The sequence below is a fragment of the Gordonia malaquae NBRC 108250 genome, assembly GCF_000344135.1.
Taxonomy (GTDB): domain Bacteria; phylum Actinomycetota; class Actinomycetes; order Mycobacteriales; family Mycobacteriaceae; genus Gordonia; species Gordonia malaquae.
In genome coordinates this window covers 145,243-159,546 of sequence record NZ_BAOP01000010.1, presented here as the reverse complement: position 1 = coordinate 159,546, position 14,304 = coordinate 145,243, and the positions used below count along the sequence as shown (strand labels likewise).

The 14,304-nt window shown below is 66.2% G+C and carries 15 protein-coding genes; 13 read left to right on the top strand and 2 right to left on the bottom strand.

The window, feature by feature from the left end:
• The first annotated feature begins 45 nt into the window (after window positions 1-45).
• The 8 genes from GM1_RS08440 (at window position 46) to pdxS (ending at window position 8,303) form a co-directional block, all read left to right on the top strand.
• Entirely contained in the window at window positions 46-1,377 is a 1,332-nt protein-coding gene (locus tag GM1_RS08440) for a glycosyltransferase 87 family protein (RefSeq protein ID WP_223291345.1), read from the top strand.
• Between the two features lie 126 nt (window positions 1,378-1,503).
• On the top strand, window positions 1,504-3,522 hold the full coding sequence (gene thrS, locus GM1_RS08435) for a threonine--tRNA ligase (protein WP_223291368.1): 2,019 nt from the start codon (window positions 1,504-1,506) through the stop codon (window positions 3,520-3,522).
• On the top strand, window positions 3,519-4,091 hold the full coding sequence (locus tag GM1_RS08430) for an ATP adenylyltransferase (RefSeq protein WP_008378067.1): 573 nt from the start codon (window positions 3,519-3,521) through the stop codon (window positions 4,089-4,091). Before thrS ends, GM1_RS08430 begins: the two co-directional genes overlap by 4 nt.
• The gene (gene pgsA / locus GM1_RS08425; RefSeq protein ID WP_008378066.1) at window positions 4,084-4,746 is read left to right on the top strand and encodes a phosphatidylinositol phosphate synthase; all 663 of its coding nucleotides are present in this window, start codon (window positions 4,084-4,086) and stop codon (window positions 4,744-4,746) included. Before GM1_RS08430 ends, pgsA begins: the two co-directional genes overlap by 8 nt.
• A 7-nt stretch (window positions 4,747-4,753) precedes the next feature.
• On the top strand, window positions 4,754-5,674 hold the full coding sequence (locus tag GM1_RS08420; protein ID WP_040519740.1) for a phosphatidylinositol mannoside acyltransferase: 921 nt from the start codon (window positions 4,754-4,756) through the stop codon (window positions 5,672-5,674).
• Window positions 5,671-6,795, top strand: a complete 1,125-nt coding sequence (locus GM1_RS08415; protein ID WP_008378061.1) for a glycosyltransferase family 4 protein — start codon at window positions 5,671-5,673, stop codon at window positions 6,793-6,795. The genes GM1_RS08420 and GM1_RS08415 overlap by 4 nt, the downstream gene beginning before the upstream one ends.
• Window positions 6,796-6,806: 11 nt before the next feature.
• Window positions 6,807-7,331: a LemA family protein gene (locus tag GM1_RS08410; protein WP_008378060.1), complete on the top strand. Its 525-nt coding sequence runs from the start codon at window positions 6,807-6,809 to the stop codon at window positions 7,329-7,331.
• A gap of 66 nt (window positions 7,332-7,397) precedes the next feature.
• Window positions 7,398-8,303 (top strand): pyridoxal 5'-phosphate synthase lyase subunit PdxS, encoded by a 906-nt coding sequence (gene pdxS, locus GM1_RS08405; RefSeq protein WP_008378058.1) that lies wholly within the window; start codon window positions 7,398-7,400, stop codon window positions 8,301-8,303.
• Between the two features lie 141 nt (window positions 8,304-8,444).
• On the opposite strand, the gene GM1_RS08400 is transcribed toward pdxS, so the two are convergent.
• A complete protein-coding gene (locus tag GM1_RS08400; protein WP_008378055.1) occupies window positions 8,445-8,789 on the bottom strand; it encodes a hypothetical protein in 345 nt (114 codons plus the stop codon).
• 261 nt (window positions 8,790-9,050) lie between these two features.
• On the opposite strand from GM1_RS08400, the gene GM1_RS08395 reads away from it, so the two are divergent.
• The 5 genes from GM1_RS08395 to GM1_RS08375 all read left to right on the top strand — a co-directional run bounded on the left by GM1_RS08395 (window position 9,051) and on the right by GM1_RS08375 (window position 12,282).
• Window positions 9,051-9,311 carry a hypothetical protein gene (locus GM1_RS08395; protein WP_008378053.1) on the top strand — a complete coding sequence of 87 codons (261 nt, stop codon included), beginning with the start codon at window positions 9,051-9,053 and terminating at the stop codon, window positions 9,309-9,311.
• Window positions 9,311-9,934 (top strand): hypothetical protein, encoded by a 624-nt coding sequence (locus tag GM1_RS08390; protein ID WP_008378051.1) that lies wholly within the window; start codon window positions 9,311-9,313, stop codon window positions 9,932-9,934. Before GM1_RS08395 ends, GM1_RS08390 begins: the two co-directional genes overlap by 1 nt.
• Before the next feature lie 176 nt (window positions 9,935-10,110).
• Window positions 10,111-10,896 carry a PP2C family protein-serine/threonine phosphatase gene (locus GM1_RS08385; protein WP_008378049.1) on the top strand — a complete coding sequence of 262 codons (786 nt, stop codon included), beginning with the start codon at window positions 10,111-10,113 and terminating at the stop codon, window positions 10,894-10,896.
• 13 nt (window positions 10,897-10,909) lie between these two features.
• On the top strand, window positions 10,910-11,641 hold the full coding sequence (locus tag GM1_RS08380) for a hypothetical protein (RefSeq protein WP_008378047.1): 732 nt from the start codon (window positions 10,910-10,912) through the stop codon (window positions 11,639-11,641).
• Window positions 11,642-11,814: 173 nt separating this feature from the next.
• Window positions 11,815-12,282 carry a helix-turn-helix transcriptional regulator gene (locus GM1_RS08375; RefSeq protein ID WP_008378045.1) on the top strand — a complete coding sequence of 156 codons (468 nt, stop codon included), beginning with the start codon at window positions 11,815-11,817 and terminating at the stop codon, window positions 12,280-12,282.
• 58 nt (window positions 12,283-12,340) lie between these two features.
• On the opposite strand, the gene GM1_RS08370 is transcribed toward GM1_RS08375, so the two are convergent.
• Window positions 12,341-14,299, bottom strand: coding sequence for an acyl-CoA dehydrogenase family protein (locus GM1_RS08370; protein ID WP_008378043.1), 1,959 nt, complete (start codon window positions 14,297-14,299; stop codon window positions 12,341-12,343).
• Between the last annotated feature and the right edge of the window lie 5 nt (window positions 14,300-14,304).

The window sequence follows — 14,304 nt, the reverse complement described above, 5'->3', positions numbered from 1 at the left end:
GCGTCGTGCACCGACATCGAAGGAGGTCGGACGTATCATCTCCGAGTGACCAGACCCGCGCCGATACGTTCGGTGACAACCATCATGCTCGCGATCGCCGCCGTCGGAGCTGTTTTGGTCGTGTGTTGGCACATTTGGGTGGTGCCGTTCACCGATCCGGTCTACGGGTTGTTCAACATGGGCATCGACACCCGCGTGTACCGCGGTGGCGCGATCGCCGTGTGGGACGGGCTGCCCCTGTACGCGAAGCCGGTCTACGAGGTCTGGGAGTTCACGTACCCGCCGTTCGCGGCGCTTGTCATGGTGCCGCTGGCCGGACTGCCGATCCACACCGCGAAGTTCCTGTGGAACGTCGGCAGCGTCATCAGTCTGCTGCTCCTCATCGGGTTGTCGCTGCGCGCGCTCCGATTCCGGTTCGACGCGAGGTTCGTCGCCTTCACCGTGCTCGTCGCCGTCTTCGCGACAAGCCTGGAACCGGTCCACACCACACTCTGGAACGGTCAGATCAACCTGGTCCTCGCGCTTTTTGTGGTCGCCGACCTCGCGTTGCGGAATCACCGGCTGCAGGGCCTCGGAGTAGGACTCGCGGCGGGCATCAAACTGACGCCGCTGTTCTTCGTCGCCCACCTGGTGACCGTCCGCAAGTTTCGCGCCGCGATCGTCGCGGTGGCGGTGTTCGTCGGGACCGTGCTGATCGGCATCGCAGTCCTCGGACGTGAGGCGATCGACTTCTGGACCGGGGACATCTCCGACACCAAGCGCATCGGATCCATGGCGGCCCCCGCGAACCAGTCGTTCAACGGCTTCTTCGCCCGACTCGGCACGATGGACCTCGCGCATCCACCTACGTGGTTGTGGGTTCCGGTCGGGCTTGTCGTCGGACTGCTGTCGCTGTGGGCCGCGTACTGCGCCTACCAGGCGGGAGGCAGGCTTCTCGCGGTGGCGATCACCGGTATGGCGTCGTGTGCCGTGTCGCCGTTCTCGTGGGGTCACCACTGGGTGTGGATCCTTCCGCTGCTGCTCGTCGCATTCGTCCACGCCTACGAACAGACCCGGAGGGAAGATCCCCGCACCTGGCTGTGGTGGCTCGCGCCCGCCTCGATCGTCACGCTGACCTTCACCTATTGGCAGGCGATGCCGCTTCCGGTCCCGGGCCACCCTGGCAAGGTGTTCCACGGGATGGCGTTCGGATCGTTCCGCGGATTCGGCTCGGTGGACGGTCCTGCGTGGCAGGTGCCGTTCCAGCTGATCGGAAGCGGGGCGTACTTGATCGTGTTGTTGGGCACGATCGCGGTCACGCTGTGGTGGACGCGTCGCGTGGAACCGATACGATCAGCGCAGCGCCTCGTCGAATCGGACGACGCGCTGCCCAGCTGAGAATCGAGGAGTCACCCCGTGTCCGACAATGTCGCGTCCGCCGAAAGACCTGTTTCGAGCGCAGTCGAGAAGGTTCGTCTGCCCGAGATCGTACGGGTTCCGGCGGGCACTACCGCGGGCGCGGCGATGCGAGACGCGGAGCTCCCCGACGGCGTCGAACTGCCGAACAAGGGGCCGCAGGCGGTCGTGGTGGTCCGGGAGGCGGACGGCACACTCCGCGACCTGTCGTGGGCGCCGACTGCCGACACGCTCGTCGAGCCGGTCACGGCCGACTCCGAAGACGGACGCGCGGTGATCCGTCACTCGTGCGCCCATGTTCTTGCACAGGCGGTGCAGGAGCTCAACCCGAAGGCGAACCTCGGAATCGGACCGCCGGTCACCGACGGCTTCTACTACGACTTCCAGGTGGACGACCCGTTCACTCCCGAGGACCTCAAGGCCCTCGAGAAGCAGATGAAGAAGATCATCAAGTCGGGTCAGAAGTTCTCCCGTCGCGTGTACGAGTCGAAGGACGCCGCGCGCGCCGAACTGGCGAACGAGCCGTTCAAGCTCGAACTGATCGACGACAAAGGCGCCGCGGACGACGCCGAGGTCATGGAGGTCGGCGGCGGCGAACTGACCGCATACGACAACCTCAACCCGCGCACTGGCGAGAAGGTGTGGGGCGACCTGTGCCGTGGCCCGCACGTGCCGACCACGAAGTACATCGCGGCGTTCACCCTTACCCGCAGCTCCGCCGCGTACTGGCGAGGCGACCAGAGCCTGGCCGACCTGCAGCGCGTGTACGGCACCGCGTGGGAGTCGACCGAGGCGATGGACCTGTACCTCGATCGTCTCGCCGAAGCGGAGAAGCGTGATCACCGTCGACTCGGCAGCGAACTCGACCTGTTCAGCTTCCCCGACGAGCTCGGATCGGGCCTGCCAGTGTTCCACCCCAAGGGCGGCATCATCCGCCGGGAGATGGAGGACTACTCCCGCGAGCAGCACGCGGCCGCCGGGTACGAGTTCGTCAACACCCCGCACGTCACCAAGAGCAACCTCTTCGAGGTGTCCGGTCACCTCGATTGGTATGCGGAGGGCATGTTCCCGCCCATGCAGCTCGACGCGGAGTACAACGAGGACGGAACGGTCCGCAAGCCCGGCCAGGACTACTACGTCAAGCCGATGAACTGCCCGATGCACAACCTGATCTACGCGTCCCGTGGACGTTCGTACCGCGAACTGCCGCTGCGCCTGTTCGAGTTCGGTTCGGTGTACCGCTACGAGAAGTCCGGCGTGGTCCACGGCCTGACCCGTGCCCGCGGCTTCACGCAGGACGACGCTCACATCTTCTGCACGCAGGAACAGATCGTCGAGGAGCTCACGACGACCCTCAACTTCGTGCTGCAGCTCCTCAAGGACTACGGGCTCGACGACTTCTACCTCGAACTGTCCACCAAGGACCCGGTGAAGTTCGTCGGTTCGGACGAAGTCTGGGAAGAGGCCACCGAGACGCTCCGCCAGGTCGGGGAGGCTTCGGGTCTCGAGCTCGTGCCCGACCCGGAGGGTGCGGCGTTCTACGGTCCGAAGATCTCGGTGCAGGCCAAGGACGCTCTCGGCCGCACGTGGCAGATGTCGACGATCCAGCTCGACTTCAACCTGCCCGAGCGTTTCGACCTCGAATACACCGCCTCAGACGGCACCAAGAAGCGACCGGTGATGATCCACCGTGCGCTGTTCGGCTCCATCGAACGCTTCTTCGGTGTGCTGACCGAGCACTACGCGGGAGCGTTCCCGGTGTGGCTGTCGCCGGTCCAGGTGATGGGCATCCCGGTCGCCGAGGCGTTCGCGCCGCATCTGCAGGGTGTGGTCAATCGCCTCAAGTCGCGTCGTGTGCGCGCCGAGGTCGACCTGTCCGACGACCGGATGCAGAAGAAGATCCGCAATCACACCACCGCCAAAGTGCCGTTCATGCTGCTCGCGGGTGAGCGCGACGTCGAAGCGGGAGCGGTCAGCTTCCGATTCCGGGACGGCACCCAGGTCAACGGTGTCGCTGTCGACGACGCCGTGGTCGCCATCGACGAGTGGGAGGAGTCGCGTCGCAACGACTCGCCGACCGCGGAGTCGATGACCGCACTCCTCGAACTGGTCCGGAAGCGTCGATGACGTCGGCCGATCGCGATCCAGGCACCGGCGCGATGCGCGGCGGACTGGAACGTCTGTGGACGCCGCATCGGATGAGCTACATCACCGCGGCGGCCCCCAAGGTGGCCTCCGACGGTGGTGAGCTGTCCGGGCACCCGTTCTTGGACATCCCGCGAATGACCGACGAGGACGGTCTGATCATCGCGCGTGGCGAATCGGTGTACGCGGTGCTGAACCTGTACCCGTACAACCCGGGTCACACGATGGTCGTGCCGTACCGGCAGGTTGCCGACCTCGAGGACCTCACCGTTCCCGAGTCGCGGGAGCTGATGGCGTTCACGCAGCATGTGATCCGCACGATCAAGGCCGTGTCCAGTCCCGACGCGTTCAACGTCGGCCTGAACCTCGGGTCCGCCGCGGGCGGATCGCTGTCGGAGCACCTGCATCAGCACGTCGTGCCGCGGTGGTCGGGCGACGCCAACTTCATCACGGTGGTCGGCGACACGAAGGTGATGCCGCAACTGCTCGCGGACACCCGCGACCTGTTGGCGACCAAGTGGATCGAACTCGGGGGACCTGCCAGTGCTTAGCATTCTGGGCCGCGCGTCGGTGTCGAAGGTGACGCTGCCGATCGGCCGGGCGCTCATCAAGACCGGGCTCACCCCGGACATCATGACGATCGCCGGAACCGTCGTGACGGTCGGCGCATCGATCGCCCTGTTCTCGCAGGGGCACCTGTTCGCGGGCGCCCTGGTCACGTGGGCGTTTGTCATGTTCGACATGCTCGACGGTGCGATGGCGCGGGCGCGTGGTGGAGGCACACGGTTCGGATCGGTACTGGACGCGACATGCGACCGCATCGCCGACGGCGCGATCTTCGGCGGACTCGCGTGGTGGGCGGCATTTCACGAACCGCACCGCCTGCTGCTCATCGCGACGCTGATCTGCCTGGTCACCTCGCAGGTGATCTCGTACGCGAAGGCGCGCGCGGAGGCTGCCGGTCTCAACGGCGACGGTGGCCTCATCGAACGTCCGGACCGGCTGATCATCGTCCTCGTCGGCGCCGGCCTGACCCAGTTCCCCGGTCTTCAGTGGTCGTGGTCGATTCACATCGCGATGTGGGTGCTCGCCGTCCTCAGTGTGATCACCGTGGGACAGCGCATGTGGTCCATCTACTGTTCGCCCGGCGCTCGCGACCTGATTCCGTCCGCCGCGCCTGCAGCCGACGCCACGGACGAGGTCTGAGCGCGTGCTGGGCGGACTGAGCTCGATCGTCGCCGATCTGGGTTACCGGGCAGGCTGGGCTGCGGTGAAGTATGCACCCGAGACAGTGGCGCGCACCGCGTTCGACGCCGTCGGCACCCTCGCGGGCAAACGGAACGGCGGACCGGAGCAGCTTCGCAAGAACCTCGCCCGGGTGATCGGGACGACACCCGACAACGTTCCCGACTCGCTTGTCGAGGAGTCGATGCGCTCGTACGCCAGGTACTGGCGGGAGGCGTTCCGGCTGCCGACGACCGACCCCGCCGACATCGTGGCGAGCGTGGAGATGTCCGAGCACGATCGGACTGTGCTCGACGAAGTTCTCGGCACCGGGCGCGGTGTTGTGATGGCGTTGCCGCATTCGGGGAACTGGGATGTGGCCGGAGTGTGGCTCGTCGACCATTTCGGCCAGTTCTCGACCGTCGCGGAGCGACTCGAACCGGAGTCGTTGTTCGACCAGTTCGTCGAATACCGCGAATCGCTCGGATTCGAGGTGTTCCCGCTGACCGGTGGTGAGCAGCCGCCGTTCCCGATCCTGGCCGATCGCCTGCGAGCTGGGGGAGTGGTGTGTTTGATGGCCGACCGCGATCTCACCTCGCACGGTGTGCCGGTCACCCTGTTCGGTGAACGCACCCGCATCCCGGCCGGATCGGCGAAGCTCGCCATCGAGACCGGCGCGACGTTGCTCGCCGTGCACCACAGCTACACCGGGCCGACGACGTCGCGTCTGCGCTGCGGCACCGTCATCAGCACCGAGGGCGGGATCGCGCCGACCGCGCAGCGCCTTGCGGACGCCTTCACGCGCGACATCGCGACGGCGCCCGCCGACTGGCACATGCTGCAACCGCTGTGGGAGGCGGACTGGTCTGCGGCCCGCCGTGAACGGCTCGGTCTGGACTCGAACCGGTGAAGATCGGCATGATCTGCCCGTACTCGTTCGACGTGCCGGGCGGTGTACAGGCGCACGTCGTCGAGTTGGCCGAGGTGTTCATCGGGCGCGGGCACGACGTGAGAGTTCTGGCTCCGGCCGGTCCCGATGTGGAGTTGCCGCCGTACGTCGACTCCGCCGGCCCAGCACTCGGGATCCCGTACAACGGTTCGGTGTCGCGGGTGTCGTTCTCGCCCAAGATGTTCCACGTCTTGCGGAGGTGGATCGACACCAATGAGTTCGACGTCCTTCACCTGCACGAGCCGAATGCGCCGAGTCTGTCGATGCTGTCGTTGATGGTCGCGACCGGACCGATCGTCACAACGTTCCACACGGCCACCACCAAGTCGATGTGGTTGTCGGTGTTCGACTCGGTGCTCCGGCAGTTCCGCGAACGCATCCGCGGAAAGATCGCCGTCTCGGAACTGGCGCGGCGCTGGCAGATGGAATCCCTCGGCAACGACGCGGTGGAGATCCCCAACGGTGTCGACGTCGGTTCGTTCCGCCGGGTCGAACCACTTGACGGATACCCGCGCGCCGGCCGCACGGTCATGTTCCTCGGGCGGTACGACGAACCCCGCAAGGGCATCGACATCCTGATGCGAGCACTTCCGACGATCGTCGACGAGTTCCCCGACGTCACCGTGCTCGTCGTCGGCGGCGGAAACGAACGTGCGCTCGTCAAACGCGCGGGAGACCTCGCGAAGCACCTGACCTTCCTCGGGATGGTCGACGACGAGACCAAAGCGCGCGCGTTGCGAAGCGCCGACGTCTACGTGGCGCCGAACCTCGGCGGTGAGAGTTTCGGCATCGTCCTCGTCGAAGCCATGGCGGCGGGTGCGGCGGTTGTGGCGAGTGATCTGGTGGCGTTCGCGCGGGTGCTCGACCACGGCGACGCAGGCTGTCTGGTCACGACGGGGTCGCCGACGGCGCTCGCCGCGCAGATCAACGATCTCCTGCGCGACGACGATCTCCGCGCAGGCTACGTGGCGCGAGGGCACCTGCGTGCCGAGCAGTACGACTGGTCGAAGGTGGCCGACCAGATCCAACGTGTGTACGACACGGTGACCTATGGTGCGGGTCCCGTCGTCGTATCGGATTGAGCGGGGGAGTCATGGTCGGTTCGATCATCGCGTGGGCCGGCTCGGCGGTCGGAATCGTCGTCGTGCTGTGCGTCATCTGGTTCGCCGTGTTGAGCTCCACTCGGGCGACAAGGATCAGGCTCCTGTCCGAACGCGTCACACTGGCACGCGGTGCGCTGATCGCCGCTCTCGATCGGCGAGTGGATGTGGCACATCGGATCGCCGTCGCAGGCGGTTCGGAGACGACGACTCTGCGAGCCGCAGTCGACATCCCTCACGGGTCCGATCCCGTCGAACGCGAGTCCGCAGAGAACCGCTTGTCCTCGGCACTCGCGCTCACTGACCTGCCTGGCGAAGCATCGTCGCTGGTAGGGGAGCTGTCGGACGCTCAGACCCGAGTCACGATGGCTCGTCGCTTCTACAACGACGCGGTGCGCGACACCAGGGCGCTTCGAGGACGACGAATGGTCCGATGGCTGCGGCTCGGCGGGGGAGGGCCGATGCCCGCCTATTTCGAGATCGCCGAAGGCGTCGCCAGGGTCACCGACCCGGCGTAGAGCACATCACCCCTGATCGGGTTTACTGTTGTGGTCCTTTCTCATCAGACATTCAGGAGCACCGAAGTGACCACCGATCCTCAGAACGCCCCGGCAACCGGTACCGCACGCGTCAAGCGCGGCATGGCCGAGATGCTGAAGGGCGGCGTGATCATGGACGTGGTGACGCCGGAGCAGGCGAAGATCGCCGAAGACGCAGGCGCCGTCGCAGTCATGGCACTCGAGCGGGTTCCCGCCGACATCCGCGCCCAGGGCGGCGTGTCGCGGATGAGCGACCCGGACATGATCGACGGCATCATCGAAGCCGTTTCGATCCCCGTCATGGCGAAGGCCCGCATCGGTCACTTCGTCGAGGCGCAGATCCTGCAGAGCCTCGGAGTCGACTACATCGACGAGTCGGAAGTGCTGACCCCCGCGGACTACACGAATCACATCGACAAGTTCGCGTTCACCGTCCCGTTCGTGTGTGGCGCCACCAATCTCGGTGAGGCGCTCCGCCGCATCAACGAGGGCGCCGCCATGATCCGTTCGAAGGGCGAGGCCGGCACCGGTGACGTCTCGAACGCGACCACCCACATGCGCCAGATCCGCCAGGAGATCCGTCGCCTGACGTCGCTGCCCGAAGACGAGCTCTATGTCGCAGCCAAGGAACTGCAGGCGCCGTACGACCTGGTCGTCGAGGTCGCCAAGGCAGGCAAGCTCCCGGTCACGCTGTTCACCGCAGGCGGCATCGCCACTCCGGCCGACGCTGCGATGATGATGCAGCTCGGCGCCGAAGGCGTGTTCGTCGGCTCCGGCATCTTCAAGTCGGGCAACCCGGCCGAGCGCGCCGCCGCCATCGTCAAGGCGACCACCTTCCACGACGACCCCGACGTCCTCGCCAACGTCTCGCGTGGCCTCGGTGAGGCCATGGTCGGCATCAACGTCGACGAGATCCCCGAGCCGCACCGCCTCGCCGAGCGCGGCTGGTGATCGCGAGTCCGGCCTCCGCCGCGGGGCCGGACTGCTGAACGAGGTGCTCGATGACAAACGAGGCATGCATGCATGCCTCGTTTGTCATCGAATGCCTCGATAGGAGGTCCCGGACCACGTCGCTCGTGAGCGCGCCGGCGCTCACGAGCGGGCGGGTTCCACCGCGCGGAGCGTCGTGTTCGCACGTCGACGGCGAACTATCCAGGAGTGGACTTCTTGGGCTTCCCATAGACGCAGACGGCCGATCTGTCCGACTGCTTTCGGTGCAGATCCTCGGGCGACGTGGGCTTCCCACTGGCGCACCGTTCCACCGAGGTGGTCCGCGCACGTCCCCGCGGTCCACAGTTCGTCCCCGGTGTCGGCGTCGACGATGATGGGGTTCACCGGCCGCTGCCGGTCCTGGGAGGAGCAGCTGGTTCGGATGGCGCCACGATAACGGGTCTCCTCGATGATCGACTGAACTGTTGTCATCTGTTCAATCGACATCGGTCACCTCGGTGTTTCGATTAGAAACATAGGATCTCGGTCACATATCGGGGCGGGCTGCTCCAGGGGGAGGTGCGCGGTGTCTGGATTCTTCCATCATGGGGTTTCGACCAGTAACATCTACCTCGAATCAGTCGATTGATCAGATGACACTCGATCAACTGACAACTTTTCTCACAGAGACTCCGTCATCATGCGCATATGCAGACATCCATCCGGTACCGGCTTCGCTGCCGATCGGCTCGCTGAAAGCAGGACCCGGTGAACCCGATCATCATCGACACCGACTCCGGCGACGAACTGTGGGTCGCGAGTGCGTGCGCCGACCACGCAGGCGTCAACCTGCGTGAGTGGAATGCTCACGTGTCCCGCGGTCGAGCGCCCGCGCCGGTCGCCCGCATCGGTCACCTGCAGTTGTGGGTGGCCCATGAAGTGCATTCGTGGACGCTGGAGCGCCGGCTGACGGGAACCAACCCGCTCCGCGTGATCAGGCTCGCCGACGACAGGGTCGGACAGGTCTGATGGCGACTGTGAACCGATCGGGGATCGCTTCCGTATGCGCACTCGTGGCCCTTGCCCTCGTCGGGTGCTCGACCAGCGATTCGAGCTCGGACGGGGATCCCCGACTGCCGGTCGGAGCCGGATCGCTTCGAGATCTGTCCGCGGGCGGAACATGTGAGGCTCGCGAGTCCGTGACGATCGGGACCTCCGGCGCGTCGCCGATCATCACCGGCGACTGCGGCTCGATCACCGTCACCGGCAACAAGGTGTCCGGCAACATCGAGACCGCTGGCTCAGTCGTTGTCAAAGGTGCAGGCGTCACCCTGCTCGGCGTCGAGTGGGGGAGCGCGACGGTGTCGGGCGCGGACGTCGGTCTCAACGTCGATCACATCGGAACACTGCGCGCGAGCGGAGGCGGCCTCCACGTGACCAACCGAACGCTCGGCACGGTCACCCTCGACGGGGACGCAGCGACGATCAACACCGACAAGATCGACGACCTGACCGTCGCCGGCGACGGTTCGACCGTCGTCGTGACCGGTCCGATCCTGAAACTCGCGGTTCGGGGCGACGACAACACTCTCAGCTGGGACGGCGGCGCGGAAGCGCCGTCTGCCGGATCGGGCAACACCTACAGCAGGTGACGGCTTCGGCCCGACGACCGGCCGTCTGTGCCGTTTCTCGCAGTGTCATCGAATGACATGGGACCTGTCTCGACTACCCTGTTAAGCACATGCACAGGTACGCCTGTGCAGCGGTCGGCCCGTGCGGCCGATTTTCCGCAGATCTCGATAGTGCGAGGTCCTGGAGAGAGGTGAGCATGGACGACTCCGTCATCTTGCGTGACGAGGCGCAGACCGGGCAAGACGTGGTCGGCGACCTGACGATCGACTGGGCCGTGGTGTGCCACGTCGGCCGAGTGCGCGAGGCCAACGAGGACGCCGCTCTCGCCCAGCCCGGACGCTACCTGGTGGCAGACGGCATGGGCGGCCACGACAGTGGGGAACTCGCCAGTGAAGCGGCCCTGGTCGCACTCAACGAGGTACCGGTCGGCGAGACGTTCGACGTCACCCGGACGGCCGTCGCGGGGCTCCTCGTCAAAGCGCAGGAGAAGATCGGAGAGTTCGGATCGGACACCGGCCGACGTGCGGGGACGACAGCCACCGGCATCGTTCTCGCCCAGGGCGAGGACGGCCCGGCCTGGGTCGCCTTCAACATCGGCGACTCGCGTACGTACTTGTTCTCGCAGTCGGCGCTCACCCAGGTCAGCGTGGATCATTCGCAAGTGCAGGAACTCGTCACAGCCGGGTACCTGACCCCGGAGCAGGCGCGCGTCGACTCGCGGCGCAACGTGATAACCCGAGCGCTGGGCGCAGGGATGGCCGAACCTCTCGCCGACTACTTCGCGTTCTCCGCAGTCCCCGGCGACATCGTCCTCATGTGCTCGGACGGTCTCGACGGGGAACTCGAGGACGCCGAGATCTCATCGATCATCACCGCCGCCGACGGCGATGTCGAGCTGGCCGCCGCATCATTGGTCGAAGCTGCGCTTGAGCAGGGCGCGCACGACAACGTCACAGTCGTCGCAGTGACCGTCACTCAGTGACGAACTGGAGTCGATGACGGTGGGGCCAGGGGGTGACAACGCGACGTTCGTCGAGTTCTGCGGCGAACGTTTCCCAGTGGTGCCGAGCCAACCGTTCTACATCGGCCGGGAGGCGACGCTCACCGTCGACGACAACCCGTATCTGCACCGTCGGTTCCTGTTGCTGCACGACGAGAACGGGATGTGGTGGCTCACCAATCTCGGCACTCACCTGACGGCCACCGTCACCGCGGCCGACCTCGGATTCACTGCGACACTGGGCCCGGGCGCGCGGATGCCGCTCGTCTTCGGACGGACCAGCATCGTGTTCAGTGCCGGTCCGACCACCTACGAGGTACAGGTCCAGGCCGGTGCGCCCGCTGTGATCCCGCCTCCGGCGACGTCTCCGGGCAGCGGCGACACCACCCGCGGAGTCCCGAACTTCACCGAGAGCCAGAAGCTGGCCGTCCTGGTACTCGCCGAAGCGATTCTGCGCCGTGACGGGACGGGCGCCAGCGCACTGCCCAGTTCCGCACAGGCCGCCGCGCGACTGGGATGGTCGCTGACCAAGTTCAATCGCAAGCTCGACAACGTGTGCGACAAGCTCGACCTCATCGGAGTGGCCGGGATGCGCGCGGGAGGCGGACGGCTGGCGTCCAACCGTCGTCTTCGCCTTGTGGAGTACGCGCTCTCCACCGGACTTGTCGCACGGGAGGATCTCCCGATGCTCGACGCCGAGCACGCGCGCAACCTCACCGGGCGATAGATCCTTGTCGGTGCCCATGGGCACTACACTGGGGAGTCGCCTGGAAACACTATTTGACCTGCGATGACACCATGGGTAGTTCTCCCCATCGCGTTCGTGTGGATCCCGCTTTAACGTTCTTCTCAACAGCCGGTCGAACTGCTCGCCACCGGCACCGAGGAAGGGACCACACCATGACCGTCGCCGCGATCCGCACCGCACCCGCACGTCAGACCGCCCGCACCGCGACCGCCTTCAGCTCCGTCTCCGCGCCAGCTCGTTCGGCGTCTGCCGAGCAGCGTCGCCGCGAAGCGCTCGCTCGACTCAGCGCTCGCGTGATGCCGCTGCCCGGCCGCCCGGTGTACGTGGAGACGGCCGCCGTGCGCCGTATGCAGGCCCTCGCTCCGATCGTCGAGCCCGCTGCGCCGGAACTGCCGCGCCCCACTCTGACCGACCGTGAGGTCGAGGTGCTCCGCACGTGGCTGATGGTCGACTCGAAGCCCGCGTGCGGTCAGGAACTGCACATCTCGCTCGGCACCGTGAACACGCACCTCACGCGCATCCGCGCGAAGTACGCCGAGATCGGCCGTCCCGCATCGACCAAGGCGGCGCTCGTCGCCCGCGCCATCCAGGACGACATCATCGACATCGAAGAGCTCTGAGCGGATCCCTCCTGCTCCTTGAGCGGATCCCTCCTGCTCCTTGAGCGGAGTCGAAAGGCTACCGATGCTCGATCATCGGGACGTCGAGAGCGACGGCGGGTACCCCGAAGGCGCCGACGAGCTCGGCGGCATGGGGACGCAGGGTGCCGCACAGCTCGTTGACGCCGCGTCGGATGGCCTTGGCCCGCTCGACGCTCACATGCCGGTGCATCAGGAACCAGCCGAGATCATCTTCCAGAAGTGAATAGACGAACAGGTCGCGGACTCTCTTCAAGAGAGTCCGCGTCTGCGTGTCCGTGACCTTCCCGATGACGTCGACGACGATCTCCAGGACGATCCGCTCGATGTGGGCGTCGCCGACCTTGATCAGGTGATCCTGGGTGGACGTGAACACCTCCTGGGCGTCGACGTCCTCGTCCTTGGCTCGACGCATCCGATTCGCGGCGGTCCGCAGCAAATGGTCCTCACGATTGCGCAGCAGCCGAAGCTGTGTGCCGGGATGCGACAGGTCGGAGTTCTCCGGGTCCTCGTCGGAGTCGTCGAGCAGGGTCTGCACCACCTGGCGAGCCGCCGTCTTCTCCAGCGCGATGTCCTTCACCGTCGAGGCGACGAACCGGATCCAGCCCACGGCGTCGAGATCACTCACATCGTCGGCGTACGCCGTGAGCAACTGTTTTGCGACGAGCTGACGGAGGATGAGACTGTCGCCTTCGAACGTGGTGAACACGTCGATGTCACCGCGCAGGCGCGACAGTCGGTTCTCGTCGAGGTAGCCCGCGCCGCCACACGCCTCGCGCGCCTCCGAGATTGCGCGGGACGCGAGTTCGGTGTGCCCGGCCTTGATCGCGGCGGCTTTCACCTCGAGCTTGCGGATCGCGTCGGGGTCGACATCGGACGGGTCGGCGGTCTGGAGTTCGTGGAGTTCGGCGACGACCTCGTTCTGCGCGAGCCCGAACGCGTACGCCCGCGCGACGAGGGGGAGCAGTCGACGCTGGTGTGCGCGGTAGTCCATGAGCACCAGTTCGGAGTCTTGGCCGGGTGCGGAGAACTGTCGACGGACCAGCGCGTAACTCACCGCGAGAGCGAGCCCGAGCCTGCCTGCGGCCCCGGCCGCGGCGCCGACGGTCACACGTCCTCGGATCAGAGTCCCGAGCATCGTGAAGAACCGGCGATTGTCCGACTCGATGGGACTCGAGTAGGCGCCGTCGGCGGCGACGTCCGCGTACCTGTTCAACAGGTCCTCACGCGGGATGCGCACGCCGTCGAACATGATGCGGCCGTTGTCGACACCGGGCAGGCCGCCCTTGTATCCGCAGTCGGATGTGGTGACGCCGGGCAGATCGGCGCCGTCGGTGTCGCGGATCGGAACGACGAAGCAGTGCACTCCGCGACCGGTCGGCTCCTCGCCTGGGCCCGCCGTGATCAGCTGGGCGAACACGGCAGCGTATGCGGCGTGCTCGGCGGCGCCGCCGATGTAGTCTTTGCGTGCACTCGGCGACGGGGAGTCGATGACGAACTCGCCGGTCGCGGCATCGTAGGTGGCGGTGGTCTCGAGTGCCTGCACATTGGAGCCGTGGCCGGTCTCGGTCATCGCGAAGCACCCGACGACGTCGAGGTCGATGAGGCCGCGCACGTACTTCTCGTGGTGACGATCGGTTCCGAGGTTCTCGACGGCACCGCCGAAGAGGCCCCATTGGACTCCGGCCTTCACCATCAGCGACAAGTCGCCGTAGCCGAGCGTCTCGATCGCAGTGACGGCTGCACCCACGTCGCCGGAGCCGCCGTGCTCTGGCCGGAATCCGTCGGCGGGGAACCCGAGCGGGACCATCGCCGCCATCTGCTCGAGCATCAACGCGCGGTACTCGTCGAGCGAAACCCCCGATCGAGGGACCAGAGATTCCTCGTTGATGAGGTCACGGACCACGTTCCGGGTGGCCGCCCACCGGCCGTCGAGAACATCACGAAGAGCGGCAGTCAGATCGTTCGAGGTGGGAGCGCTGGCGTCGATGTCGGTCATGGGGC